This window comes from Methylobacterium sp. WL1 (assembly GCF_008000895.1).
GTDB lineage: Bacteria > Pseudomonadota > Alphaproteobacteria > Rhizobiales > Beijerinckiaceae > Methylobacterium.
This window is the reverse complement of record NZ_CP042823.1, coordinates 4,096,958-4,122,538: the sequence shown is the minus strand read 5'-3', so window position 1 is coordinate 4,122,538 and position 25,581 is coordinate 4,096,958. Positions and strand designations below refer to the sequence as shown.

The window sequence follows — 25,581 nt, the reverse complement described above, 5'->3', positions numbered from 1 at the left end:
CCTCAGGCGCCGGCCTCGCCGAGCAGGGTCTGGACGAAGCGGCGGGTGCGCGGGTCGGCGGGCCGGGCGAACAGCTCGGCCGGCGGTCCCTGCTCCACAAGCGCGCCGCCGTCTAGGAACGCCACCGTGTCGGCGACCCGCCGGGCGAGGCGCAGGTCGTGGGTCGCCATCAGCATGGTCATGCCCTCGCGGGCGAGGCCGGCCAGCACGTCCACCACCTCGGCGGCGAGTTCGGGATCGAGCGCGGAGGTCGGCTCGTCGCACAGCAGCAGGCGCGGGGAGGGGGCGAGCGCCCGGGCGATCGCCACCCGCTGCTGCTGGCCGCCCGACAGGCTCGCCGGCCACGCCTCGGCCTTGTGGGCGAGGCCGACCCGCGCCAGCAATTCCAGCGCCCGGACCCGGGCCGCGGCCCGGGGCCATTTGCCGACCGTGATCAGCCCCTCGGTGATGTTCTCGATCACCGTGCGGTGGGGAAACAGCTGGAAGTTCTGGAACACCATGCCGGTCTGGCGCCGGACCGCCAGCAGGTCCCGCCGGGCCGGCGCCGTGCCGGGCCGGAAGGTGAGGCGCTGGTCGCCGAGCACCAGCGTGCCGGCCTGCGGGATCTCGAGCAGGTTCACGCAGCGCAGCAGGGTCGACTTGCCCGAGCCCGACGGGCCGATCAGCGCGGTGACCTTCCCCTCCGGGACCGTCAGGTCGATGCCGCGCAGGATCGGGGTGTCGCCGAAGCGCTTCTCGATGGCCTGGAGGGCGATCACGCGCGCGCCTCCAGGTAGCCGCCGTAGCGCCCGAGGCGCCGCTCCAGCCCGCCCTGCAGCCAGGACAGGCCCGAGCACAGCACGAGGTAGATCAGCGCCGCCTCGGCGTAGAGGATCAGCGGCTCGTAGGTCACCGCCACGATGCGCTGGGCCGCCTGGAACATCTCCGGCACGGTGATCGCGGCGGCGAGCGAGGTGTCCTTCACGAGCGCGATGAAGCTGTTGGACAGGGACGGCACCGCCACCCGCCCCGCCTGGGGCAGGATCGTGCGGCGCAGGGCCTGGGCGGGGGTCATCCCGGTGGCGTAGGCGGCCTCCCACTGGCCCTTCGGGATCGACGCGATGGCGGCGCGCACGATCTCGGACGCGTAGGCGCCGACGTTGAGCGTGAAGCCGATCACCGCGGCCGGGAAGGCGTCGATCAGGATGCCGGCGCTGGGCAGGCCGTAGAAGATCACGAACAGCTGCACCAGCAGCGGCGTGCCCCGGAAGATCCAGACATAGGTCCAGGCGAGCGCCGCCACCGGGCGCGGCCCGAACAGGCGCGCGAGCGCCACCGCCAGGCCGAGGCTCAGCCCGAGCCCGAAGGCGATGAGCGTCAGCGGCACGGTGAACCGGAGACAGGCTTCGAGCAGCGGCCCGAGCGACTGGAGCATGAGGTCGAGCCAGTGCGGCACGGGACGGTGTTTCCTGCGGGATCGGGCGACGGTCTATACGGGTTTGCGCCGCGGATCGCGCGGGGGATTTTTCGGGTCGGTTTCGGATCGCCCGCGCCTGTCGGGGGAATACGGTTCGGTGACCGAACCCGCCCGGCGGGGGCTGACGGGCTCAAACCTGTCCGGACAAGGCGTGGGTCCGCTCTCCCGTGCGGGCTACGATGTTCGGACATCGTAGCCGGATGAAGCGACGGCTGGACCCAGGCGCGTCTCCCTCCCCCGCAAAGGGGGGAGAGAGGGGGCGTGTCTGCCTCGAAAGGGACTTCTCTTCCCGCCGCCGACGGTCCGAATTGCGATGTGCGAACATCGTAGCCCGGGGAGGGCGCGTGTTCCGCCGCGCCCTGCAGGCGATGACCCGCCTATCGAGACACGTCCGCCCCGAAATAATTCTGCGCGATCGCCGCGTAGCTGCCGTCGGCCTTGATCTCGGCCAGCGCCTTGTCGAGGGCGGCCTTCAGGTCGGGGTTGTTCTTGCGCAGGAGGATGCCGGACGCGTCGGCGTCGTCCTTCTGGGCGACGATCTTCACGGGGGCGTTCGGCTTCTGCTTGTGGAAGTCGAGGAAGGACAGGTTGTCGTTGATGGTCGCGTCGGCGCGGCCGGTGATGACCAGCTGGATCGACTGGTCGAACCCGTCGGTGCCGACCAATTCGGCCCCGGATTCGGTGGCGAGCCGCGCGAAGTTGCTGCTCAGGCTCTGGGCGGATTTCTTGCCCTTGAGGTCGGCGAACCCCGTGATCGTGCCGGTGTCGGCGCGGGTGATCAGCACCGCCCGGGAGCGGATATAGGGCTCGGAGAAATCGAACTTCGCCTGGCGCTCCTTGGTGATGCCGACCTGGTTGATCACCACGTCGTAGCGCTTGGCGTCGAGCCCGGCGATCAGGCCATCCCACTTGCCTTCGAGGAATTGCGGCGCGACGCCGAGTTTGTCCGCCACCTTGCGGCCGATCTCCACGTCGAACCCGGCCAGCGCCCCGGAGGCGTCGTGGAAGGAGAACGGCGCGTAGGTGCCCTCGGTGCCGATCCGCAGGGTCTTGGCGGCCCGGATCGCGTCGAGGTCGTCGGCCCGCGCGGAGACGCCGAGGAGCAGGGCGGCCGCGGCGAAGACGGCCGCGCGGGCGGCGGGGACAAGACGCATCACGACGAACTCCAGAGCGAAAGCGTTGAAACCACGGACCCGGATCCCCGCCGCCCGTCCGGCAAGATCGTCCAGGACGGTTCTGTCGCGACGCGCGGATTGGAAAACCGGGGTGGCTCGTCGCCGCGTCGTCGCCGACCGGGCCGGGCCGAGAGCCCTATACCAAGCGGGGCGCGCGGCGCCTACGCCGAGTCGGGGCGGCTCCGTCGCCTGAAAGCAGAGTCTTCCAGTGGGCCGCACGGTTCCAGGTGTTTGGTTCTTCGGGGCGCGCGCCGCCCCGGACGGCCCGGATCGGCGGGAACACGAGGCCTCGACGGCGCAAGACCTTGATCGACTGATGTTCTCGGATCCCGGACCCCGCCGCGCGGCTCCGGCATGACCGGGTGATGATCAATCCCATGCGCTGTGGGTAGGGAATAAGATTTCTTGCGGCCGGACCGGGTTGTCGCCGTCGCCCAAGGCTTGCGCGGCCGGCCCGGGCACATCGCAAACAGAGCGCGGCTTTTGTCGAGCCGGCGCCGGGACGGGCGTTGATCTTGGATGATCCTTCGGCACAGTGCCGGCGTGGTGTCGATCCGGGGCTGGCCTCTCGTCCCGGTGGCGGCACGCAATGGTCTATCGCTGTGAGCCGGGGGCCGCCCCGGCGGAGGATCGCGCATGAGCTCGCCTGCCCAGCCCTACCGGGGCGTCTTCCCGGTCGCCCCCACGGTGTTCGACGCCGCGGGCGCCCTCGATCTCGACGGACAGCGCCGGGCGATCGACTTCATGATCGAGGCCGGGAGCCACGGGATCTGCATCCTGGCCAACTTCTCCGAGCAGTTCGTCTTCACCGACGCCGAGCGCGAGACCGTGATGGACGCGGTGCTCGACCACGTCGCCGGCCGGGTGCCGGTGATCGTGACGACCACGCACTTCGCCACCCAGGTCTGCGCCGAGCGCTCGCGCCGGGCGCAAGAGGCGGGGGCCGCCATGGTGATGGTCATGCCGCCCTATCACGGCGCCACGATCCGGGTGCCGGACATCGGCGTCTACGACTTCTTCCGCGGCGTCTCGGACGCGATCGCGATCCCGATCATGATCCAGGACGCGCCGGTGGCCGGCACGCCGCTCTCGGCCGCGTTCCTGGCCCGCATGGCCCGGGAGATCGAGCACGTCTCCTACTTCAAGATCGAGACCCCCGGAGCCGCCGGCAAGCTGCGCGCGCTGATCGCGCAGGGCGGCGACGCGGTAATCGGCCCCTGGGACGGCGAGGAGGCGATCACCCTGATGGCCGACCTCGATGCCGGCGCCACCGGGGCGATGACCGGCGGCGCCTATCCGGACGGCATCCGCCAGATCACCGACGCCTACGCGGCCGGCCGCCGGAGCGAGGCGCTCGACGCCTACGCGCGCTGGCTGCCGCTGATCAACCACGAGAACCGGCAATGCGGCCTGTTGGCCTGCAAGGCGCTGATGGCAGAGGGCGGCGTCATCGCCCACGAGACCGCCCGCCTGCCGCTCCAGCCGCTCCACCCGGATACCCGCACGGCGCTGATCGAATTGGCCCGGCGCAACGATGCGCTGGTGCTGCGCTGGGGGCGGTGAGGGTTATTTGCTAGCGGCGGGCCGCGGTCCGACGGACGCGCGGCTTTCCCTCCCCCCTCTGCGGGGGAGGGTGGCCCGCGAAGCGGGTCGGGAGAGGGGAGCGACGCGGCCGGAGAAAGCTCTGGCTCGCACGCCCGCTCTGCCTCTTCCGGACACCGGGTTCCCCTCTCCCGACCCCTGCTGATGCAGGGGCCACCCTCCTCCGCAGAGGGGAGGGTGGATGCGGTGGTTCAGGCGTCTAAGGCCGAACCCCGCCCCAACACCCCCGACAACCGCCGCACCGCCTCCCGCGCCAAGTCCGGGCTGATGGCGAAGCAGATACGGACCAGGCCCTCGCCCGCGGGGCCGAAGGCGGTGCCCGGGGCGACGCCGACCTTGGCGTCGCGCAGCAGGCGGAACGCCAGGTCGAGGCTCGGCTCGTCGCCGGCGATCCGGGGCATGAGGTAGAAGGCGCCCTCCGGCGGCGCCACCGTGACCCCGGGCAGGCGCGCCAGCCCCTCCACCAGGATCCCCCTCGCCTCGGCGCAGCGGTCGACCATCGTGCGGATGAAGCCGTCGCCCTCGTCGAGCGCGGCGACGCAGGCGTGCTGGATGAAGGTCGGGATCGAGGTGGTGCTGTACTGGCCGAGCTTGGCGAAGGTCGGCGCCAGGCCCCGGGGGAAGATCACCCAGCCGGCGCGCCAGCCGGTCATCGCCCAGTTCTTCGAGAAGGTGTTGGTCACGATCAGCCGGTCGTCCTCCGTGCAGATCTGCAGGAAGGACGGCGCGATCTGGTTGCCGTAGGTGAAGTGCGCGTAGACCTCGTCCGACAGGATCCACAGGCCGCGCGCGCGGGCGAGGTCGCGAAGCGCCGTCATCTCCGAAAGCGGCATGGTCCAGCCCGTGGGGTTCGAGGGCGAGTTGACCATGATCACCCGGGTGCGCGGCGTCAGCGCCGCCACGATGTCGGCGAGCGGCAGCGTGAAGCGCCCGTCCGGCTGGATCCGGTAGGGCACCGTCACCGGCACCCCGCCGGTGATGCGGACCGCCTCGGCGAGGTTCGGCCAGGCCGGGGACGGGATGATGATCTCGTCGCCCAGCTCCAGCAGCGCCTGCGCGGCCTGCATGATCGCGTTCATGCCGCCGGCCGTGACAGCGAACCTGTCCGCCGGGACGTCCACCCCCCAGTGCCGGGCGTGGTAGGTGCCGAGCGCCGCCCGCAGGGCCGGCAGGCCGAGCGAGGTGGTGTAGCGGGTGTGCCCGGCCTGCATCGCCCGGTGCGCCGCCTCGACGATGAACGGCGGCGTCGGCAGGTCGCCCTCGCCGATCCAGAGCTTGACCACGTCCGGGTCGTCCCGGCCGCGATCCGCCACCAGGCCGATCTGGCTCGTGCCGATGCCGCGGATGCGCTCCGAGAGCGCGGCGGACAGGTCGAGGGGCATGTCGAGGGCGGCGGCAGCGGGTTCGAGCATGGAGCGAGGGGTCTCCTGGTGTCCGGGGAGCGGCGCAGCGCGGCGCGCGGGTGGGCACCCGACTTGCAAGCGCCCGGCCGTTTTGGGGAATCGCGCCGAGCCTGCCGCGTCGGAGCGCGCGCGTCCAGGCCCGGCGTCGCCGCGATGGCTGTCCTGTCTTTGTCGACATTTCAGAAATTTCTGAAAATGCTATAAACCGAGTCGCAGATCCCGAGCCGGGAGACCCATCGTGCTCGACACCCTCGATCCCCTGATCCTCGCCCGCATCCAGTTCGGCTTCACGGTGGCGTTCCACATCGTGTTCCCGGCCTTCTCGATCGGGCTGGCGAGCTTTCTGGCCGTGCTGGAGGGCCTGTGGCTCGCCACCGGCCGGCAGGTCTTCATGGACCTGTTCAAGTACTGGCTGAAGATCTTCGCCATCGCGTTCGCCATGGGCGTCGTCTCCGGCCTGGTGATGTCCTACCAGTTCGGCACCAACTGGTCGGTCTTCTCCGACAAGACCGGCCCGGTGCTCGGCCCGATGATGGCCTACGAGGTGCTGTCGGCCTTCTTCCTGGAGGCGGGCTTCCTGGGGGTGATGCTGTTCGGCATGCGCAAGGTCGGCCCACGCCTGCACTTCGCCGCGACCCTGATGGTGGCGTTCGGGACCTTCTTCTCGGCGTTCTGGATCCTGTCGGTGAACTCGTGGATGCAGACGCCGGCGGGGTACGGCACCAACGCCGAGGGCCAGTTCGTGCCGCTGGACTGGTGGGCGATCGTGTTCAACCCGTCCTTCCCGTACCGGCTCGTCCACATGGTGCTGGCGGCCTACCTGACCACCGCGCTCGTGGTCGGCGCGGTCGGCGCCTGGCACCTGCTGCGCGACCGGGCCAACCCGGCGGCCCGGACGATGTTCTCGATGGCGATGTGGATGGCCGCCCTGGTGGCGCCGGCCCAGATCCTCGCCGGCGACGCCCACGGCCTCAACACGCTGGAGCACCAGCCCGCCAAGGTCATGGCCATGGAGGGCCACTTCCAGAGCCATCCGGACGGGGCGCCCCTGGTGCTGTTCGGCCTGCCCGACCAGGAGGCCGGCACGGTCCGCTACGCCGTGGAGATCCCGAAGCTGTCCTCGCTGGTGCTCAAGCACAGCCTGGACGCGCCGCTGGCCGGCCTCGACAGCCTTCCCCGGACGGACTGGCCGCCGGTGCCGATCGTGTTCTGGTCGTTCCGCATCATGGTCGGGCTCGGCATGCTGATGCTGCTGCTCGGGGCCCTGAGCCTGCTCGCGCGCTGGCGCGGGGCGCTCTACCGGTGGAGCCCGCTGCATCGGTTCGCGCTCGCCATGGGCCCGGCGGGCTTCGTGGCGGTGCTGGCCGGCTGGATCACCACCGAGGTCGGGCGCCAGCCCTACACGGTCTACGGCCTGCTGCGGACCGCCCAATCCGCCTCGCCGCTCCACGGCCCGGCCGTGGCCGCCTCGCTCACCGCCTTCGTGGTGATCTATTTTTCCGTCTTCGCCATGGGGGTTCTGTACATCCTGCGCCTGATGGCCCAGCCGCCCCATGCCGGCGAGACCGGGATCGAACCCGGCACGCCGATCCGCACCGCCGGCATCACCCCCGCCCCGTCGGTCGATCCCGACCGCCACCTCCAGCCGGCCGAGTGAGGCAGCCATGGTCTACAACGTCGATCTCACCGTGATCTGGGCGTTCGTGATCGCCTTCGCGGTCTTCGCCTACATCGTCATGGACGGCTTCGATCTCGGCATCGGGATCCTGTTCCCGGCCCTGCGGCCGGGGCCCGAGCGCGACACCGCGATGAACTCGGTCGCCCCGGTCTGGGACGGCAACGAGACCTGGCTGGTGCTGGGCGGCGGCGGGCTGTTCGCGGCCTTCCCGCTGGCCTACGCGGTGATCCTGCCGGCGCTCTACGCGCCGATCATCGCCATGCTGCTCGGGCTGATCTTCCGGGGCGTGGCGTTCGAGTTCCGCTGGCGCGATCCCGGCCACCGGGCGGCCTGGGATGTCGCCTTCACGGGCGGCTCGCTGGTGGCGGCGCTCGCCCAGGGGATCGCGCTCGGCGCGCTGCTGCAGGGCATCGCGGTCGAGGGCCGGGCCTATGCCGGCGGCTGGTGGGACTGGCTGACGCCGTTCAGCCTGCTGGTCGGCGCGAGCCTGGTGATCGCGTACGCGCTCCTCGGGGCGACCTGGCTGGTGATGCGCACGGAGGGGCTGCTCCAGCTCCAGGCCCGCCGCCTGGCCCTGCGCCTCACCGTCGCCACGGTGGCGGCGATCGCCCTGGTCAGCGCCGCGACGCCGTTCCTGCAGGGCCGCTACTTCGAGCGCTGGCTGGCGATGCCGAACGTGCTCGTCACCGCGCAGGTGCCGCTGCTCGTGGCGCTGGCCGCCGTCGCCCTGTGGCGGACCCTGCGGGGCGGCGGCGAGCGGGCCCCGTTCCTGATCGCGCTCGGCCTGTTCGCCCTCTCGTTCCTGGGGCTGGGGATCAGCATCTTCCCCGACGTGGTGCCGGGCCGGATCACGATCTGGCAGGCCGCCGCCCCCGCGTCGAGCCAGATGTTCATGCTGGTCGGCGCCTCGGTCCTGATCCCGATCATCCTGATCTACACCGCGTATTCGTACTGGGTGTTCCGCGGCAAGGTCGACGCGCACGGGTATCACTGATGGAGCCTGCAACCCCGCCGCCCCTGTGGACGCGCCTCGCCTGGTACGTCGCGCTCTGGGCCGGGAGCATCCTCGGCCTCGGGGCCGTCGCGACGCTCCTCCGGTTCTGGCTCAAGAGCTGATAAGCCGGCCTCACGCCTCCATCGAACGCGCTCGTCTCCGTCGAACCGGTCTCCACGTCGGCGGCGCGCGCTCCGAACCCCCGCCTCGAACCCCCGCCCGCTTTGGGGGCTCACCGTCCGACGGATCGCCGCCGTGCACCTGCCTCCCCTGGTCCAGACCTTCGTGCTGCATTTCGGCGAGATGGGGTCTCGCTGGGGCATCAACCGGACCGTGGGGCAGATCTACGCCCTGCTGTTCGTCGCCGAGCGCCCGCTCAACGCCGACGAGATGGTGGAGCGGCTGGGCGTCTCCCGCTCCAACGTCAGCATGGGGCTCAAGGAGCTGCAGGCCTGGAACCTGGTGCGGCTGCTGCACGTGCCCGGCGACCGGCGGGACTATTTTGCCACCCCGGAGGACATCTGGCAGATCGTCCGCACCCTGGTCGAGGAGCGCAAGAAGCGCGAGATCGACCCGACCCTGACCCTGCTGCGCGAGTTGCTGATGCAGGAGGCCGAATCCGAGGTCGAGCGCCACGCGCAAGGCCGGCTCCGGGAGATGCACGACCTGTTCGAGCTCTTCGCGGGCTGGTACGCCGACGTCCGCCGCCTCGACACCGAGCGCCTGGTGCAACTCCTCACCCTCGGCGCCAAGGTGCAGAAGGTGCTGGCCATGAAGGACCGCCTGACCGGCCTCCCCGGCCGCCTCGGGGGGCGGGGCGGCCGGGTGGAGTGAGGGGGCGTTCCGAGCGGAGCCTGAAGGGTCCCGCGCTCGGCGAACGGTGCGCCGCGAGGGCACGGCAGGCGATACGGGAGCGGTATCGCAATCCCTCGGGAGCGGGCTGTGCCGCCGCATAGCGAGCTGCCGCCTGCCGCGCGCTCGCGTGATCCCCGCCGCGCGTAGGCCTGTTCAGAACCGGACCGTGAAGGCGCCCTTGGCGGCATGGTCCTGGGCTCTGGCGCCGATCTGGCCGGTGTAGGACACGCCGAGCGAGGCCGCCGGGGTGAGCAGCACCGACAGGCCGGCCTCGGCGACCAGGGCGTCGCGGTCGATCGGCAGGCCCGCGCTCACGAACCGGGCGCCGGTGCCCCGGAACGCCAGCACCGCGCTCGGCACGACGTCGCCGAAGGTGCGCCGGTAGCCGGCGAGCGCGTGCACCGACACCGGCAGCGCCGCCTCCGGATCGAGCTGGCCTTCCGCGCGCACGCCCGCGGTCGCGGTCGGCAGCAGGCTGGCGCGGGCCGCGCCCATGAGCGCGGCCGCCCCGCCCTGCTCGGCGAAGCGGTCGCGCCGAGCGCCACGGCGCCCGCGCCGACGAACGGCTCCAGCACCGTGCCGGCGCCGAGCGCCATCCGGTAGCCGGCCTCGCCAAAACCCTGGACGCTGCGCCCGCCGGTGCGCGCGCTCGGCGTGTCGGTCAGCCCGGGAACGCCACGACCCGGCGCAGCCGCGCCGGCTCGTCGGCCGCCAGCGCGCCGAACCGCACCACCGCCGGACCCGCCTCCAGGCTGCCGTAGATGCCGCCGAACGTGCTCGCCAGCGTCCCGGTCTGGACCTGGCCGGGGCTGGCGAGATCGGTCTCGACATGGCCGCCGACCACGCCGAGCCGCAGCCCGCCGAGGCCGAGCCCGTCCAGGCGCGCGTCCACGCCCATGACGAAGCCGGCGCTCCGGCGCGACAGGGCGGCGGCGTTGACGTCGGCCCGGACGTGGCCGAGGCTGCCCAGCCCCTGGCCCCACAGGCTCACGACCCGCGGGTCGAACACCCGCGCCGGGACCGCCACCGGCTCCACCGGCTCCCCGGGCCGGTCGGCGGTGTAGGCGGCCGGCAGGGCGCCGTAATCGCGCGCCTCCGGGCGGCCCCCAGCGCAGCCGGTCGAGCACCGCCTCGCGAGTGAGGCCGGCATTGGCGAAGGCGGTGGAGGCCAGCCCGGCATGGGCGTCGCCCGCCAGCCCGGCGAACGCCGCCGGGCCTGGGGCGCCGACAGGGTCGCGACCGCGTCGTACAGCGCCGAGCCGACCGCCCTGGCCTGCACGGCGGCGGCCGCCGCGCGCTGGTTGCGGGTGTGCGCCACCGCGGCGAAGTCGAGGTCGTTGCGCGCCAGCGTCAGGGTCACGGCGTTCGGCTCGTAGCCGAGGAACGGGGTCAGGAACGCGAAGCTGCTCGACACCCCGGCGAACCGGCCCTGGACGCCGCCGGCGGCGCTCAGGATGGTGTAGTGGGTGCGCGCGGACCACGGGCCGGCGCCGGCCACCGCCTCGACCCGGGCGCCCGCCACCGTGGCGCTGCCGCCGACCGCGACGCGGTCGGCGCGGCCGTCGGCGGCGGCGTCGACCCGGTAGACCGAGCCGGGCGCCAGGGTGAGGCTGCCGGCGACGGTGATGCGCCCGAGGGGGCTCGATCCGGTACCGGGGCTGAGCACGCTGCCGGCGCCGAGGCTCAGGCTGCCGAACCAGCCGTCGCCGGTGAGCCGGCTGCCGGAACCGAGGCTGAGCGCGGCGTTGGGCAGGGCGCCGGTGACCGCGAGGTCGCCGCCCTGCACGCTGACCGGCCCCGAGAAGCTGCTGAGCCCGGAGAGCGTCAGGGTGCCGGCGCCGACCTTGGTCAGGCTGGTCGGGCTGGTGCCGTCGACGATCTGGCCGGCATAGTCGGACGCGCTGCCGTCGGTGCCGACGGTGAGCCGGCCGTTGCCGAGCGTGGCGGTGGCGGTGGTGCCGGCGAGCGAGCCGACGGTGAGGGCGGTGCCGCCGAGGTCGAACGCGCCGTCGTTGGCGAGCCGGGTGATGCCGGTGGTGGGGCCGGTGAGCGCGATCACCGCGCCGGGCGCGTTGCTCACCGGCCCGGCGAGCACGCCGGCGGCCTGGACGGCGCCGGTGTTGGTGAGCCCGCCGGTGAGGCTGCCGGTGGTGACCAGGGTGCCGGCGTTGGCGAACGGGGCCGAGACGGTGGTGAAGCGGCCGGTGTTGATCAGGGTGCCGCCCGGGGCGTTGACCGCGTCGGCGGTGTAGGCGCCGGCGTTGACCAGGCGGCCGGTGTTGACGAGGTCGTCGACCACGCTGGCCTGGGCCGCGACGGTGAGCAGGCCGGCATTGGCGATGCGGCCGGCGACGAGGCGGCTGCCGTCGGCGATCGCGACGGTGCCGGCGTTGTCGAGGCCGCCGGCCAGGGCGTAGCGGCCGGAGACGGTCAGGCTGGCGCCGGCGGCGTTGGCGAAGCCGGCATCCGAGGAGACCGGCCCGGTGACGGCGAGCTGCCCGGCGTTGCGGATGGCGCCGTCGAGCGTGCCCCCGGTGGCGGTGAGGCTGCCGGTGTTGGTGATCCCGCCCGCGATCGTGCCGCTGGTGAGCGCGGAGCCGGCGTTGGTGAGGCCGCCCGTGAGGCTGCCGGCATGGGTGAGCGTGGTGCCGGCCAGGGTGACCACCGGCGAGACCAGGCTGGCGCTGGCGGTGAGGTTGAGCCCGCCGGCGGCCACGGTGGTCAGGCCGGTGAAGCTGTGGGCCCCGGTGAGCGTGAGGGTGCCGGCGCCGCGCTGGACCAGGTCGCCGGTGCCCGAGACGGTGCCCGCGAAGGTGACGGCGTCGGCGCGGTCGAACGCCAGGGTGCCGGCGTTGGCGACGTCGCCGACGAGGCTGCCCGTGGTGCCGCCGGCGCCGACCTGCAGGGTCCCGGCCGCGATGGTGGTGCCGCCGGTGTAGGTGTTGGCGCCCGCCAGGGTGAGCGTGCCGGCGCCGGCCTTGGTCAGTCCGCCGGTGCCGTCGAGGGTCCCGGCGAAGGTGGTGGAGGAGCCGTCGCCGCCGGCGGTGAGGCGGGCGGATCCGAGCGCGACGCGGCCCTGACCGGCGAGCGAGCCGACGGTCTCGCCGTCGGCGAGCGCCAGGGTGGCGCCGGCGCCGATGAGCACGGCGCTGCGGTCGCCGATGGCCTGGCCGCCGCGGGCCAGGAGTGTGCCGGCCGCGATGGTTGTGGCGCCCGCGTAGGTGTTGGTGCCCGAGAGCGCGAGGGTTCCGGCGCCGAGCTTGGCCAGGCCGCCGGCTCCGGTGAGCGATTGGGTGAGGGTGAAGGTGTTGGCCGGGTCGGCGATGTCGAGCCCGCCGCCGCCGTTCGCCCAGGTGATCGGGCGTGAGGTGGCGGTGAAGCCGGTGCCGGTCACCTTCAGGACGCCGCCGTCGAAGGTCAGCGGGGCGGCGGCGGCGCCGAGGCTGGCGTCGCGGGCGACCGAGAGCGTGCCGCCGGCCAGGGTGGTGCCGCCGGAATAGGTGTTGGTGCCGGTGAGCGTGAGCGTGCCGCCGCCGCGCTTGATCAGGCTGCCGCGGGTCGGGATCGACGCGAAGGAGGCGATGCGGGTGGGCTCGACCAGGACCTCGGTCTGCCAATCTGTGGCGATACCGGCGGCGACCTTGGTGAAGTCGGCGCGGGTCAGCCCCACGATATAGCGGGCTAAGCGATTGCCGATGTTGACGCGCGCGTAAGCTAAGTTCGGATCGGAGAGCGGCCAGGCCCAGCCGATCCTGTTCGTCTCGACGAAGGCGGTCACGACTTTGCTGCCGACGGGGCTCGCGTCGCTCGCCTTGAGGGCGTCGAGGATGGCCGGCAGACTGCCGCTGCGGAACGCCGTGACGACGCCGACGAGGGCGGACCAGGTCTCCGGCAGGGAGGCCTGCAAGGCGGGAAGCGTGAGCTTCGGATCCATGGCGGCCTTGCGCGCCGGCCAAGCCGCGGCCTCGGCGTCGTTCTCCTGCTTGCGCTGGATCAGCGCGTCCTCGGAGATGTCGTTGGACCACGTGTCGCTGGTGCCGGTGGGAAGGTTGGCGGCGACGGGACCGAGGAACTGCCCAGGTCCTTTCATGGCCTTGTTCAGGTCGATCACGCCCCAGCCCCAGATCGCGTTGGGAGCGTTCGGGTTGGCGTCCGCGACGCCGTCGACCGCATTGCGATGGTAGGCGGTGGTGAGCAGGACGTCGCGGACCTGCTGGTTGGTCATGTACGGGTAGCGCTGCATGATCACCGCGAGTGCGCCCGTGGCATGCGGCGCGGCCATCGAGGTCCCCATCACCGCCGTGTAGCCGGTCTGGTGCGCAGGATCGATGTTCCAGTGTCCGGACGGCCAGACATCTTTCGAAGTCGAGGGCGGTACGGTGCTGACGATCGCACTGCCTGGTGCGGCAACATACCAATATTTCGCCGCACCGGCCCTTACGGAATACCAGTCTAGTGCAACACTGTCAGGATCAAAATGGCCGTTGTAGCCTTTTCGAACGGCTCCCACCGCAACCCAATTGCGTTCGAGGTTCGTCTGAAAATAGGGCAGTACAGTCCGTATGTCGGGGTGAGCGGAAGCGTTGTTCCCGGCCGCGAATACCAATATGGTGTCGTATTGCTTGGCTACTTCACTGACGGAATCGAAGTAAGTCTTTTTCCCTAGAAAGTTCTTATAGGAATTTAACAAGCCGCCGATGCTGTTATAATTATCTGCAGGTGGTGAATTTCCCCAGGACGTGTTGATAGCCCGCGCGCCGGCCGCAGCCAGGGTGCCGTATGCGTTCTTGAAATAGGCATAATCCGCATTGGCACCGTAGGTCATCTCGTCAGTGGACTGCGTGTTGGTTACGTAGACGTTGGCGTTGAACGCCACGCCGTGCATGCCGACGCCGTCTCGGGAAGCCCCGATCGTCCCGGTCACGTGCGTTCCGTGCGGATCGTTGTAGGCGGGGTTGTACGTGCCGGGAACGCTATAAGGCTCTCCGCTGGAGAACAGGGTCGGTCTCGGCGACCGGTCGATCGGTTTCCCGAGCCAGTCCATGAAGTAGAACCCGTTCGATCCGAACGTGCCGGTGATGGTCAGCGGCTTGACCCGGCCATCGGCGAATTCCGGGTGGGGGCTGTAGAAGCCGGAATCGACCACCCCGACGGTGACGCCCAGGCCGGTATAGCCCGCCGCGTAGGCGTCGGCCGCATGCATCGCCTCCAAGCCCCAATCCGCCCGGTACTCCGTCGTGCGCCAGCTCGCCGGGTCGGTGCTGGCCAAGCTCTGGGCGAGGGCATGGTGCGAGACCGAGGCACCCAAGGCCGTGAGACCGAGGGTCGAACGGTATAGTGCAGTCGCGATCAAGCGCCGACACTTAGATCCGTTCCGTGAAGTGCTATCGACGTACGTGTGTCTACGCATCTTGACCGCTCAGTGTCCGGTGCAAAAGGGAAACAACGTCGCTTATTTTCCGCCGTAGATCGTCTTTGTCGAAAGTTAAGGCGTTAAAATGAGCGAATCCACGCAGGTTAGTTTCGAAAAAAAGGGATGCAAGTGGAGCGTTGTTTTCGAAAAAGGTGCGACGCGTGATCAATTGCCGTATCGATATAGAATGATCATCGAAATTTCTTCGGTATGTCTCGAATGCTGTCGCCGGCAAAATTTTTCAAGTGGCATGTTTATTGCCTATATCCGCAGGCATGGCGGGGCGCGCAGGGCGCTTCCGCCCGTTGAACAGATGCGGTTTCCGAGCGCCGTGTGACCCGAATGCCACGGCTTGGCGCACCGGTGGGCGGGCGATGCATGTGCGCGTGCCGGGGCAACCCGATGGCTCCCGCTGCTGGACGGCGGCACGGGACCGCTCGGCGGCCAACGCGAGGGGGCCGCTCCGACGATCCGGCCGCCGTCGGCACGACGAAACACGGTCGCGCTGTGAGGCCCGGAGCGCGGAAGCGCCCCAATCGGCAACGCGTCGAGCATGGGTCAGCCGGGGGCTGGCGCCGTCACGGCGTCCGTAGCGCCCGAAGAGGGGCCAGGGCGGCGAGCGCCGACATGAAGACCGGCATCGGGTCGGTCGAAGGTTCTGCCCTGGTCGCGGTGTCGCCGACGAGCCCCGCTTCAGCCTGCGATCAGATGCGGCACGAACCGTGCCCGGTCCGTGGTGATGCGGCGTGGCCCCTCGCGCAGACAGAGGCCGGAGGGCTCGTCCCCGACGATCCAACTGCCGACGAGCGCGTGGCGGCCATCGAAGGCGGGGAGTTCCGCCAGCGCCTGCCGCACGAAGCCTTCGCGTCCGTAGGGGCCCGCGTCGCGCTCCAGGATCACGCCGTCGCGCACGAGCAGGATGTTGGCGCCCTCGCGCGAGACGAGCGGTTTCTTCGCGAAGGAGGTGCCCAGGGCCGCCTTGCCGGGATCGTCCTCGAAGTAGGTCGGAAGGAGGTTCGGGTGGCCGGGCGCCATCGCCCACAGATGGGCGAGCAGGCCCTTGTTGGAGAGCACGGCCTTCCACGGCGGTTCGACGAAGCGGGTGGGCGAAGCGCCGATTGCCGGGCCGAACGCGTCGGCGAGCAGCCATTCCCAGGGGTAGAGCTTGAACAGGTCGGCCAGCGGCCGGCCTCCGGCGTCGAGGAACTGCCCGTCCTCGGACAGGCCGACCGCCTCCAGCGGCACGAACGGCGCCGCGAGCCCGGCCTGCACGGCGCAATCCTGCAGGTAGGCCACCGTGCCCCTGTCCTCCGGCGCGTCGGGATAGCACGTGAACGCCAGGGTGTCGGGGAGCCCCATGGCGGCGAGGCGGGCGATCAGCCGCTCGTGGAGCGCGTTGAACTGGTCCGCCCCCGCGGGCAGGCGTCCCTGCGCGAGACCGTCCTCCAGCCAGAGCCACTGGAACACGGCGCTCTCGTAGGGGGCGGTCGGCGTGTCGGCGTTGTATTCGAGGAGCTTGGCCGGTCCGGTGCCGGCCCCGCCGTAACAGAAGTCCATCCGCCCGTAGAGGGAAGGGTCGCGCCGCCGGAAACTGTCCGCGATGGCGTCCCAGGCGTGCTCGGGGATCGCCAGGGAGGCGAGGATCGCACCGTCCGACACGGCCCGGTCGGCGAAGGCGAGGCACAGGGCGTGGAGCTCGCGCGTGGGCGCCTCGATGTCGTCCTCGACCTCGGCCAGGGTGAAGGCGTAGTAGGCGCTCTCGTCCCAGTAGGGTTCGTCGTCGAAGGTGTGGAAGGCGAAGCCGGCCCGCGCCGCGTGATCGCGCCAATCGGGACGCTCCGGGATGGGCACGCGGCGCATCAGCCGCCTCCGAACCCGCCCGAGCGGCTGCCGGCCGAAGCGATCGCCCGCCCGGTCCCACCGAACCCGCCCTGGGACACCATCCGCGGTGCGGACGCCGTCGTGCGCGCCACGCTGGACGCGACGCGGGTCGCCGGACGGCCCGCCGCGGCGTAGACCCGGCCGCCCGAACCGGTGCAGTAGCCGCCTCCGCCGCGGCTGCCTCCGCCGGCCGCCTGGGTCTCCTCCGCGTGCCGGTAGAGCGGCTGGGCCGGCAGGCCTTGCTCCAGCGTGCGCCCGATCATGTAGCCGGCCATCAGGGGCACGAAAGAGCCGGCTGCGTCCGGAGCGACCGTCTCTCCCGCCACGCAGCCGTCCGGACCGTGATGCGCCCGGCATGTCTCTGCGGTGGGGTAGCGCGGCGCTGTCGTGGAATAGGCGGCCTGGGCGGCCGCATAATCGGTCGTGCAGGCCTCCTCCGTGCGAAGCCCCTGGCCGATGCAGGCGGACAGGCTGTCGTACACCAGGGCGTCCTCCTCCTTCTGGGAGGGATCCAGCCAGCCCAGTCCGAGCGCCGCCGCTCCGGCCCCGGTGACCAGGACGAGGGAGATCGCGGCCGAGCGCTTGCGCCGGCGGCTCTCGCCAGGGTCTTCTGCGGGCCCGACCGTGCGCGCGTCCGCCATCTCAGGCGGTCATCGAGGCGGCATTCACGAGGCCGCCCGCGAAGGACGCCGCGCCAAGGAGCACCGCGGCGGCCATCCGCCCGTCCTCGATGCGCCGCGACAGATCCGGCACCGCGAGGCGCACGAGCCAGTAGATCAGGATCTGCACGACGAGGGCGACGAGGCCCCAGACGATGCAATCGAGGATGGACTGGGCGTTGTAGATCGCCACCGAGAGCGGCAACGCGAAGCCGACGAGGCTGAAGCCCAGCGCCACCGCGGCCGCGGCCACGTCCCGCCGGATCAGCGCGAGCTCATTGTGGGCGGTGGCGAGCGTGTAGACGAGAAGGTAGAGGCCGATCAGTCCCCCAGCCGTCACGAGGTAGAGCAGGAAGGCGGGCAGACCCGAGATGGAGGTCATGCCCAAAGCCCTTCGGCGGGACCCGGCGCGGACCAGGGTGATGCGTCGGTCGGGTCGCCCATGGAGCCGTATCCGTCGAGGTTTCGCTCAGCCGCTCCGCAGGGCGTAGCATGCAGGCAGGAACGGTCACAATCGCGGGGCGGCAACCGCCGCTATGGGGCTGGACGATCGGCAGCGCGGCGTGTTCCCCGCCCACGCCGCCAGGTCAGACCGATGCGGACGCCGCCCCAAACCACACCCGCCACCAGCGTGAGGGCCATCAAGGGCAGCATCGCGACGACGACCCAGCCCATGAGCGCCATCAGCGTCAGGGGTAGACCGAGATCGATCCCGGCGATCACGCACGGATGGACGTCGTTCTCGCTCAACGTGCAGCCGGCCCCATTGCCCACGGCCAACGCGATGGCAAACGGTAGGGCGGGCAGCCAGACGGCGAGGCCGAGGCCGATCAGGACGCGGTCCACACTGCGCATCACAAGCATCGCCTCGCGACGGGTCGAACCGGAACCGAGCCGCCCGGCGGGATCGGCTTCACGCTGACGGGCGCGGACTTCGCAGGCCGGATGGCGGGCTTAGAGCAGACGCGGGCTTACCCCGCTGCCCCCTCCACGCCCCCTCCACGGCTTCTCAGCGCGGAGGGGTGAGATCCGGTAGCCATCCCGCACCCGCACCCTCGTCGGGAGGGCACGCGTCGTGACGGTGCGCCGGCACGGAACCGGCGCGCGAGCCGATTGACGGCGGGTACGAGGGTCACCGGCGCTTCGTCAGGCTGAAGATCGCGAAACCGGCCAATGCGGCGAGGCCCAGGGCGAAAGAGCGGTTGCCGTGCACGAAGTCGGCCGCCTGTTCCCCGGCCTGCCGGAGGTCGTTGCCCAGCGGCGATCCGGTCAAGATACGCTCGGCCCGTGCCTTGTTCTCTTCGCGCGTGTTGATCGAGACCTCAAACCCGTCGCCATGCCGCTCGATGTCGATGCTGTTGCGGGCAAACCCGGCACGGGCCAGGCGGTCTCGCGCCGATCGAGCGGCCTTCAGGGAAGGGACCGTTACCGAAGCCAGGGTGCTGTCCATCATCATGTTCTCCACGCCGCGCGGCGTACCGCGTCGGTGCCGACCGCGCTCTTCGGAAAGCAAACCCCCTGCGGCCGTTCAGGTTCGCGACGCCGCGACCCGGTGTCGAAGCCAAGCCGCAGGTGCCGCGCCCCGAGGGCCCACCGGAGGCCGGCACGCACCGCGAAGCCCGCGCGGGGGGCTCGCAGCCCGCCGATCTGATGCGGGTCTCGACGCGCCCGGCCCACGCCGCGCGCCCGATACGGATGAGCCCGGCGGCGGCCCGGAGTTCGCCCGGCCTCGCGCCGAGGCGCGTCGCTCCCTGGCACCGCGGGTGCAATCCGGGCCGCGTCTCGAAACAGATCGGGGGCCGCCCCAGGTGGACGCAAGACCGTATCCGGACGGATCGAACGCCGTGTCGAATCGCTGCGTTACGGTTTGCGGCCGAGCGGGATCGGAAGAGCTTGGAGGCGGCGCGTCCGTCCCGGTCTGGGGCCAACACCCACCCGATCCGGACAGGTCCGGGTTCCTGGACGAGGCTGCGGCCAACCCGGGCCTGGCGCTCCGCCTGCGGGTGGCTCCGCACGGTGAACACGCCCGGATGGCCGCGCCGTCCGGTCCCTGGCAGACCATCGCGGTCTCGGCCGGGCTGCCTGCTGGCCGTCTCGCCGCCACCGCGCGCCGACAGGCCGACGTCCGGCGCTGGCTTCCGCGGCCACGTGGAAGAGATCCCGGATCCGGCCCCGGAAGGCCCCCCCCGCTGCTCGCCCGGGCTCGCTCATCCGCCAGAGCCGAAACCGTGAGCTGGCGAACCGGGAGGCCGATGTGTCCCTGAAACCACAGCGTGTGTAACGTTATTGCATTCTGTCGTTGAGGCATTGACCCCCGGGGGCGCGGTGGCGAGTATCGGGCGGCCAAGGTTCCCGCGGGCTTCGGTCCGCGGGCGAAGATGGGAATTCGGTGCGCTCGTACGGGCAAGGCCGAAGCTGCCCCCGCAACTGTAAGCGGTGAGTCCCTGCCGCCCGTGGTCACTGATGCGTCGCATCGGGAAGACCAGGCCGGGATCGTGACCCGCGAGCCAGGAGACCTGCCTCGGCGCGACGACGACCCTCGGGCGGGGTGCCCCGGCGGAACGCAGGGACGGCGCGGCCCCGTGGGCCCGTCGCCCGCACGCGCTCACGCTGAAGCCTCCGGCTCGACAACCATGAGTGTGCCGGTGCCAGTCCGCCCGAAGCCGACCACGACCCATCCCTCCGCGAAAGCCCGGGGCCCGCGGAGCCGTTCCCGGTCTCCCTTCCGCCGCCAGAGCCCGCGTGTCGCCCTCGCGGCGATCCTGACGGCGGGCTCGCCGGCCGGCGAGACGCGGGCGCAGGAGAGCATCGCCCTGGAGGAGGTCTCGGTCGAGCATGTCGGCGGCAGCCCAGCCCCCGGTACGACGGCCGCGTCGGACAGCATCGGCCTGATCGGGCCGACTCCGGGCTACGGTGCGACCCGGGCCGTCAGCGCGACCCGGACCCCGACCCGGCAGATCGACGTGCCGCAGGTGGTCACCGTCGCCCCCCGGGAGGTGATCAGCGACCTCGCCGCCACCCGCGTCGATCGCGTGTTCAACTACCTCCCCGGCGTCGCGCAGCAGAACAATTTCGGCGGCCTGAGCCTGTTCAGCTACGCCATCCGCGGGGTGACGACCTCGGAGATCTACAAGAACGGTTTCCCGCTCAATCGCGGCACGCCCCCGCCGCCCGACGCCCAGAACATCGAGCGGATCGAGGTGCTGAAGGGCCCCGGCGCCGGACTGGTCGGGCGCAGCGATCCGGGCGGGCTGGTGAACCTCATCACCAAGCAGCCCACCGCCCAGCGCTTCGTCGAGATGGGCACCCAGATCGATTCGTTCGGGCTGACGCGCGGGACGGTCGATGCCGGCGGCGCGCTCAACGAGGATGGCACGGTCCTGTACCGGTTCAACCTCGCGGCCCAGGGCGCCGGCAGCTTCCGGGACTTCGTCAACAGCGACCGGCTGCTCGTGGCGCCGGTGATCAGCTGGCAGGTGACGCCGGATACCCGCGTCACGGTCGAGACCGAGTTCGTCAAGAACCGCATCGTGTTCGACCGCGGGGTGATCGCGATCAACAAGCAGCTCGGCTTCCTGCCGATCTCACGCTTCCTGGGGGAGCCGGGCCAGAGCACCTATCAGACCAACAACACCCTGCAGGTGCGCGTCGATCATCGCTTCGACGACGCCTGGCAGATGCGGCTCGCGACCTACCTCAACACGGGCGACCTGGCGGGCGAGTCGGCCGAGGTCCGTTCGCTCGCCGCCGACAACCGCACCGTGGCGCGCGACCGCAACGTGCGCGACTACCGCTGGGACGTGGCGATCGGGCAGGCCGAACTGCTCGGGCGCTTCGACACGGCCGGGATCGGCCACACGGTGCTGCTCGGGCTGGACCGCGAGAGCACCGACAGCCGGACGCAGTACTTCCGCTCGAATTTCCGCACGAGCCCCTTCGCGCTCGACATCTACGCGCCCGTCTACGGGCAGGCGCTGCCGCCGATCACCATCCCGCGCAACAACCTGGAGCGGGTCACCAACACCGGCCTCTACGCGCAGGACGAGATCGTCCTCACCCCGGAATGGCGGGCGCTCGTGGGGATGCGGGTGGACATCTTCGAGCAGTCCTTCCGGGAGCGGGCCCCGCGCAGCCAGGTCGATCAATCGCGCGTGGCGGCCTCGCCGCGGGCCGGCCTCGTCTACCGCCCGATCCCGGAATTCGCGCTCTACACCAATGTCGGCACGAGCTTCCGCCCGAATATCGGCCCCGACGCCGCGGCGGTGACGCGCGGCACGCCGCTCGCACCCGAGACCGGCCTCGGTTACGAAGTCGGCGTGAAGTCCGAGCTGTTCGACGGCAACCTCCTGCTGACGGCGGCCGCCTTCCGGGTCGAGCGCGAGAACGTGCTCACCCCCGATCCCAACAACAGCGGCTTCTCGATCGCGGCGGGCGCCGTGCGCAGCCAGGGGTTCGAGGTGACCGCGCAAGGTCAGTTGACCCCCGAACTGAAGGTGCTGGCCGGATACGTCTTCGCCGACGCGGTGGTGACGAAGGACAACGTGCTGCCGGTGGGCGCGCCGCTGATCAACGTGCCGCGCCACTCGGGCAGCCTACTCGCGGTCTACGAACCGCAGGGCGGCGACTGGAAGGGCCTCGGCGTCGGCGGCGGCGTGCGCGGCGTCGGCGAGCGGGCAGGGGATGCCGCGGGCTCGGGCTTCGTCCTGCCGGCCTATGTCGCGGTGGACGCCCTGGCCTATTACCGCTTCGACAACGTCCGCTTGGCCCTCAACGTCGAGAACATCTTCGACACGCAGTACTACGAGAGCTCGCTCAACGTGTTCCGCGTGTATCCGGGCTCGCCGCGGCGCTTCACCGGCTCGTTCACGGTTCGGTTCTGATGGCCCGCAGGGCCGAGGAGCCCGCAGCGCCGCCGGATCCCCTGCGCCCGGGGGATGCCGGCTGCCGCGCCCCATCCCCGCGTCGATCGCACCGCATCGGCTCGATCGACGCCCTGCGCGGCCTCGTGATGCTGCTGATGGTGGTCGATCACGTGCGCGAGTTCGTCTACCTGCACGCCCAGGTTCGCGACCCGATGGATCTCGGCGTGACCCCGGCCGGCCTCGCCTGGACGCGGATCGCCTCGCATCTCTGTGCCCCGGTCTTCATCCTGCTCACCGGCCTGTCGGCGAGCCTGTACGGCCGGACGCATGGCGGGCGGTCGGCGACCGCCGCCTTCCTGCTGAAGCGCGGCCTGCTCCTGATCGTGCTGGAAGTGACCCTCGTCAGCTTCGCCTGGACCGCCAGCCTGCCGCCGCCCATCCTGTACCTGCAGGTGATCTGGGCGATCGGCATCGGCATGATCGCCCTCGCGGGCCTGCTCTGGCTCCCGCCGGTGGCGCTGCTGGGCGTCGCGCTGGCGATCATGCTCGGACACAACGCCCTCGACGGGATCGCCGTCGCGCCGGACCAGGCAGGCTATGCCCTGTGGTCGATCCTGCACCAGCGCGGGCTGATCCCCCTGCCATGGGGCGCGGCCCGGACCTCGTACCCGGTCCTGCCCTGGATCGGGGTCATCGCGGCCGGCTACGCGCTGGGACCGTGGTTTTGCGGCGCCGTGCCGGCGAAGGACCGGCAGCGCCGGCTGGTCCTTCTCGGCGGGGTCGCGCTCGCGGCCTTCGTCGTCCTGCGTGGCCTGAACGGTTACGGGGATCCCGTACCCTGGCAGTCCCGCGCGACGATGGTCGACACCGTTCTGGCCTTCCTCAACCTGACCAAGTATCCGCCCTCCGCCGACTTCCTCCTGGCCACGCTCGGCCTCGGGCTCGTTCTGCTGGCGCTGTTCGAGGGCCTCCCGGCGGCGATGTCGGGTTGGCTGCAGGTCTTCGGCGGTGCGCCGCTGTTCTTCTATCTCCTGCACCTGCTGCTGTTGCGCGCCCTGCAGACCGCCGCGGCCGCGCTCGGTCTCGTCGCGCCCTCGGGGCGGATCGAGGTCGGCTCCCCCGCGCTGATCTGGCTGATGGCCGCCGCGCTCTCGCTGCCCCTCTACGCGGCCTGTCACGGGATGATCGGGCTCAAGCGCCGCGCGTCCTGGCCCGGCCTGCGTTACCTGTGACGAGGCACAAGGAACGCGGGCCCGCAGCAGCGTCGCCGCCTTGCGGTCACGGCTCCCTCCCGACGTGCGGGACACGATGCCACCAACCGTGCGCTTGCTCGTATCGGTGCGCGAACCGGAGAAGCATCCCCTCGGCGAAGGGCCGGGCGGCGATTTGCAGGCCGATCGGCAGGCCGCGCCGGTCGAAGCCGCAGGGCAGCGCGATGGCGGGCAGCCCCGTCAGATTGAACGGGTAGGTGAGGCGCCAGGACGCCGCCAGCACGCTCTCCTGCCGGCCCGCGAGCGCCACGGTCGCCTCGTCGGTCCGCCACGCGGTCAGCGGCGAGGCCGGGGTGACGATCACGTCCGCGTCGTCCAGCGTGGCGGCCATCTCGGCCATGATCAGCCCCCGGGCCTGCTCGGCCCGCAGGTAGTCCGGACCGGTCACGAACCGGCCCATCTCGACGAGGTCCCGGACGTCGTCGGCGAAGCCCGCCACGTGGCCCTGCGCGAGGCTGCGGTCGTGATAGGCCGTGGAGGACGCCAGCTCGATGGCGTAGATGGCGCCGAGCCCGTAACGCAGGGCGGGCACCGTGACGTCCCGGACCGTGCAGCCCTGCCCGGCGAAGAAGCGGATCGCCTCCTCGACCGCCGCGGCGACGTCCTCGTCGACCGCCTCGAAGAAATGGTTGCGGATCACCGCCACCCGCAATCCGCCGACCGGCTCGTCGAGCCCGGCCGTGTAATCCGGCACGGGCACGGAGGCGGCGGCAGGGTCGGCCGGATCGGGGCCCGCCAGGACCTGGAGCAGGAGCGCCGCGTCGGCCACCGTCAGGGTGAGCGGCCCGGCATGGTCGAGGGACCAGGAATGCGGGACGATCCCCGAGCGGCCGATCCGTCCATAGGTCGGCTTGAGGCCCACGACGCCGCAGAGGGCCGCCGGGATCCGGATCGAGCCGCCGGTATCCGAGCCGAGCGCCGCCGGACACAGCCGGGCTGCCACCGCCGCCCCCGATCCGCCGCTGGATCCGCCGGGCACCCGCGCGAGGTCCCAGGGGTTGCGCGTCGGCGGCGTGACCATGCCCCAGGCGAATTCGTGCATGCGCAGCTTGCCGAGGATCACGGCGCCGGCCGCCCGCAGCCTCGCGACGCAATGGCTGTCCTCCCGCGGGAAGGTCAGGGCGTCGACCGAGGTGCCAGCCCGGGTCGGCAGGTCGGCGGTCGTGTAATTGTCCTTGATGCCGATCGGGATGCCGTGGAGCGGCCCGCGCGGCCCCGTCCGGGCGATCTCCTCGTCCGCCGCGCGCGCCGCGTCGAGGGCGGCCGAGGACAGGCACACGAAGCTCTGGAGGTCGCCGTCGAGGCGCCCGATCCGGTCGAGGTAAGCGCCGACGAGCGCGACGCTCGAGAGCTCCCGCGCCGCGATCCGCCGGGCGAGCTCCGTGATCGGCAGGGACCAGATGGCGTCAGTCATGGGGCACCCGGCGATAGGGGAGGCTCGGGTCGAAGACGACCGGGGGATGGACCGCCGCGAGGTCGAGGTCGCGCAGGGTCCGGATCTCGGCCAGGACCGGCGCGAACTGCGCATGCAGGTGCGCGACCCGTGCGGCCGGCTCCGGGGGCAGGCCGACGATGTCGTGCAGCGGGTCCAGCGCGCCCGCGGCCGCCGCGCCGGGCCGCTCGCCGGGAGACCGAAGCAGCATCGCGGCGACATCCTCCGGCAACGCGCCGGCCGGCTCCTCCCGCCGCGGCATCCCGGCCACGAAGGGCACGAGCTGCCGCCGGGCCACGGCGAGGACGCGGCGCAGCTCGGCCACGGGGGCGGCATGCTCGTCGACGCGCAGGTCGAGGCACGGATAATCCTCGCGGGCGACGATCTTCAGCGCCGCCGATTGCTTGCCGCGCCGATCGCCGCCCGCGTCCTCGCCGGCTTCGAGGACGCGCATCAGCCGTTCGTCGAGGTCGCAGGCGGCGCTGCCCGCGAAGGCCTCGGCCATGGCGTCGATCACGCCGGGGGCGGCCAGCATGTTGCCCTGCACGGCGTATCCGGCTCCGGTGCGGTGCCCGGCCTGCGCCGTGCAGCCGGCACCGGTCCAGGCGGCGGCCGCGCCGCCCGCATCCACCAGCCCGATCTGGCGCAGGTCCGGCCGGTCGTCGGTCTCGAGCGCGGCCGCGAGGGCCGCGTCCGCTTGCTGCCCCCCGGCGAGCCCGTCGAGGATGCGCAGGGCGAGGTAGGGGTTCACCCAGGATTGGGTGGTGACGGCCCCGATCCCCGCCCGGATGTACGGGCAGAGGCCGCCCACGGCCGGCACGGCGCTCGCCACCGCGACGCCGAGCTGCCCGGTCCGGGGACACCGGGCGGCGATGGAGAAGGTGTTGAGTTCCATCATGC

The 25,581-nt window shown here is 71.5% G+C and carries 19 protein-coding genes, 1 pseudogene and 1 riboswitch; of the genes and pseudogenes, 7 read left to right on the top strand and 13 right to left on the bottom strand.

Going from position 1 to position 25,581, the window contains the following annotated elements; translation table 11 throughout:
* Window positions 1–2: 2 nt before the first annotated feature.
* From FVA80_RS20010 to FVA80_RS20000, 3 genes are all read right to left on the bottom strand, one after another.
* Window positions 3–758, bottom strand: a complete 756-nt coding sequence (locus FVA80_RS20010) for an amino acid ABC transporter ATP-binding protein (protein ID WP_147910404.1) — start codon at window positions 756–758, stop codon at window positions 3–5.
* Complete coding sequence (locus FVA80_RS20005) at window positions 755–1,435, bottom strand: amino acid ABC transporter permease (RefSeq protein WP_147856460.1); 681 nt, start codon at window positions 1,433–1,435, stop codon at window positions 755–757. The genes FVA80_RS20010 and FVA80_RS20005 overlap by 4 nt, the downstream gene beginning before the upstream one ends.
* Window positions 1,436–1,833: 398 nt before the next feature.
* Complete coding sequence (locus tag FVA80_RS20000; protein WP_147910403.1) at window positions 1,834–2,610, bottom strand: amino acid ABC transporter substrate-binding protein; 777 nt, start codon at window positions 2,608–2,610, stop codon at window positions 1,834–1,836.
* Between the two features lie 657 nt (window positions 2,611–3,267).
* Between FVA80_RS20000 and FVA80_RS19995 the strand changes: the two genes are divergently transcribed.
* Window positions 3,268–4,194: a dihydrodipicolinate synthase family protein gene (locus tag FVA80_RS19995; RefSeq protein WP_147910402.1), complete on the top strand. Its 927-nt coding sequence runs from the start codon at window positions 3,268–3,270 to the stop codon at window positions 4,192–4,194.
* A gap of 230 nt (window positions 4,195–4,424) precedes the next feature.
* Here the strand turns inward: FVA80_RS19995 and FVA80_RS19985 are convergent, their stop codons facing one another.
* A complete protein-coding gene (locus FVA80_RS19985) occupies window positions 4,425–5,645 on the bottom strand; it encodes a pyridoxal phosphate-dependent aminotransferase (protein ID WP_147910401.1) in 1,221 nt (406 codons plus the stop codon).
* 229 nt (window positions 5,646–5,874) lie between these two features.
* Between FVA80_RS19985 and FVA80_RS19980 the strand changes: the two genes are divergently transcribed.
* From FVA80_RS19980 to FVA80_RS19965, 4 genes are all read left to right on the top strand, one after another.
* Window positions 5,875–7,293, top strand: a complete 1,419-nt coding sequence (locus FVA80_RS19980) for a cytochrome ubiquinol oxidase subunit I (protein WP_147910400.1) — start codon at window positions 5,875–5,877, stop codon at window positions 7,291–7,293.
* A 7-nt stretch (window positions 7,294–7,300) separates the two neighbouring features.
* Window positions 7,301–8,308: a cytochrome d ubiquinol oxidase subunit II gene (cydB, locus tag FVA80_RS19975; RefSeq protein ID WP_147910399.1), complete on the top strand. Its 1,008-nt coding sequence runs from the start codon at window positions 7,301–7,303 to the stop codon at window positions 8,306–8,308.
* Window positions 8,308–8,430, top strand: a complete 123-nt coding sequence (locus FVA80_RS19970; RefSeq protein WP_147910398.1) for a DUF2474 family protein — start codon at window positions 8,308–8,310, stop codon at window positions 8,428–8,430. The genes cydB and FVA80_RS19970 overlap by 1 nt, the downstream gene beginning before the upstream one ends.
* Window positions 8,431–8,563: 133 nt before the next feature.
* Window positions 8,564–9,142 carry a GbsR/MarR family transcriptional regulator gene (locus tag FVA80_RS19965; RefSeq protein ID WP_147856216.1) on the top strand — a complete coding sequence of 193 codons (579 nt, stop codon included), beginning with the start codon at window positions 8,564–8,566 and terminating at the stop codon, window positions 9,140–9,142.
* A gap of 174 nt (window positions 9,143–9,316) precedes the next feature.
* Here the strand turns inward: FVA80_RS19965 and FVA80_RS30615 are convergent.
* From FVA80_RS30615 to FVA80_RS19930, 7 genes and pseudogenes are all read right to left on the bottom strand, one after another.
* A pseudogene (locus FVA80_RS30615) lies at window positions 9,317–9,691 on the bottom strand (autotransporter outer membrane beta-barrel domain-containing protein); the annotation flags it as partial.
* A 133-nt stretch (window positions 9,692–9,824) separates the two neighbouring features.
* Window positions 9,825–14,516, bottom strand: coding sequence for a S8 family serine peptidase (locus FVA80_RS32020; protein WP_187193432.1), 4,692 nt, complete (start codon window positions 14,514–14,516; stop codon window positions 9,825–9,827).
* Between the two features lie 753 nt (window positions 14,517–15,269).
* Complete coding sequence (locus FVA80_RS19950) at window positions 15,270–16,436, bottom strand: glutathionylspermidine synthase family protein (RefSeq protein WP_147909896.1); 1,167 nt, start codon at window positions 16,434–16,436, stop codon at window positions 15,270–15,272.
* Window positions 16,436–17,098 carry a DUF1190 domain-containing protein gene (locus FVA80_RS19945; protein ID WP_147909895.1) on the bottom strand — a complete coding sequence of 221 codons (663 nt, stop codon included), beginning with the start codon at window positions 17,096–17,098 and terminating at the stop codon, window positions 16,436–16,438. Before FVA80_RS19945 ends, FVA80_RS19950 begins: the two co-directional genes overlap by 1 nt.
* 1 nt (window position 17,099) lies before the next feature.
* The gene (locus FVA80_RS19940; protein ID WP_147909894.1) at window positions 17,100–17,498 is read right to left on the bottom strand and encodes a DUF350 domain-containing protein; all 399 of its coding nucleotides are present in this window, start codon (window positions 17,496–17,498) and stop codon (window positions 17,100–17,102) included.
* A 152-nt stretch (window positions 17,499–17,650) separates the two neighbouring features.
* Entirely contained in the window at window positions 17,651–17,971 is a 321-nt protein-coding gene (locus FVA80_RS19935; protein WP_147909893.1) for a hypothetical protein, read from the bottom strand.
* A gap of 277 nt (window positions 17,972–18,248) precedes the next feature.
* Window positions 18,249–18,569, bottom strand: coding sequence for a hypothetical protein (locus FVA80_RS19930; protein WP_147909892.1), 321 nt, complete (start codon window positions 18,567–18,569; stop codon window positions 18,249–18,251).
* A gap of 876 nt (window positions 18,570–19,445) precedes the next feature.
* Window positions 19,446–19,655, top strand: a riboswitch (cobalamin riboswitch).
* 220 nt (window positions 19,656–19,875) lie between these two features.
* Between FVA80_RS19930 and FVA80_RS19925 the strand changes: the two genes are divergently transcribed.
* Together FVA80_RS19925 and FVA80_RS19920 are read left to right on the top strand one after the other, a co-directional pair.
* A complete protein-coding gene (locus tag FVA80_RS19925) occupies window positions 19,876–21,996 on the top strand; it encodes a TonB-dependent siderophore receptor (protein WP_147909898.1) in 2,121 nt (706 codons plus the stop codon).
* A gap of 128 nt (window positions 21,997–22,124) precedes the next feature.
* Complete coding sequence (locus FVA80_RS19920; RefSeq protein ID WP_246692439.1) at window positions 22,125–23,210, top strand: heparan-alpha-glucosaminide N-acetyltransferase domain-containing protein; 1,086 nt, start codon at window positions 22,125–22,127, stop codon at window positions 23,208–23,210.
* A gap of 46 nt (window positions 23,211–23,256) precedes the next feature.
* Here FVA80_RS19920 and FVA80_RS19915 read toward each other — a convergent pair whose 3' ends face one another.
* Window positions 23,257–24,663, bottom strand: a complete 1,407-nt coding sequence (locus FVA80_RS19915) for an amidase (RefSeq protein ID WP_147909890.1) — start codon at window positions 24,661–24,663, stop codon at window positions 23,257–23,259.
* Window positions 24,656–25,579 (bottom strand): DUF1028 domain-containing protein, encoded by a 924-nt coding sequence (locus tag FVA80_RS19910; protein ID WP_147909889.1) that lies wholly within the window; start codon window positions 25,577–25,579, stop codon window positions 24,656–24,658. The genes FVA80_RS19915 and FVA80_RS19910 overlap by 8 nt, the downstream gene beginning before the upstream one ends.
* Window positions 25,580–25,581 lie beyond the last annotated feature (2 nt).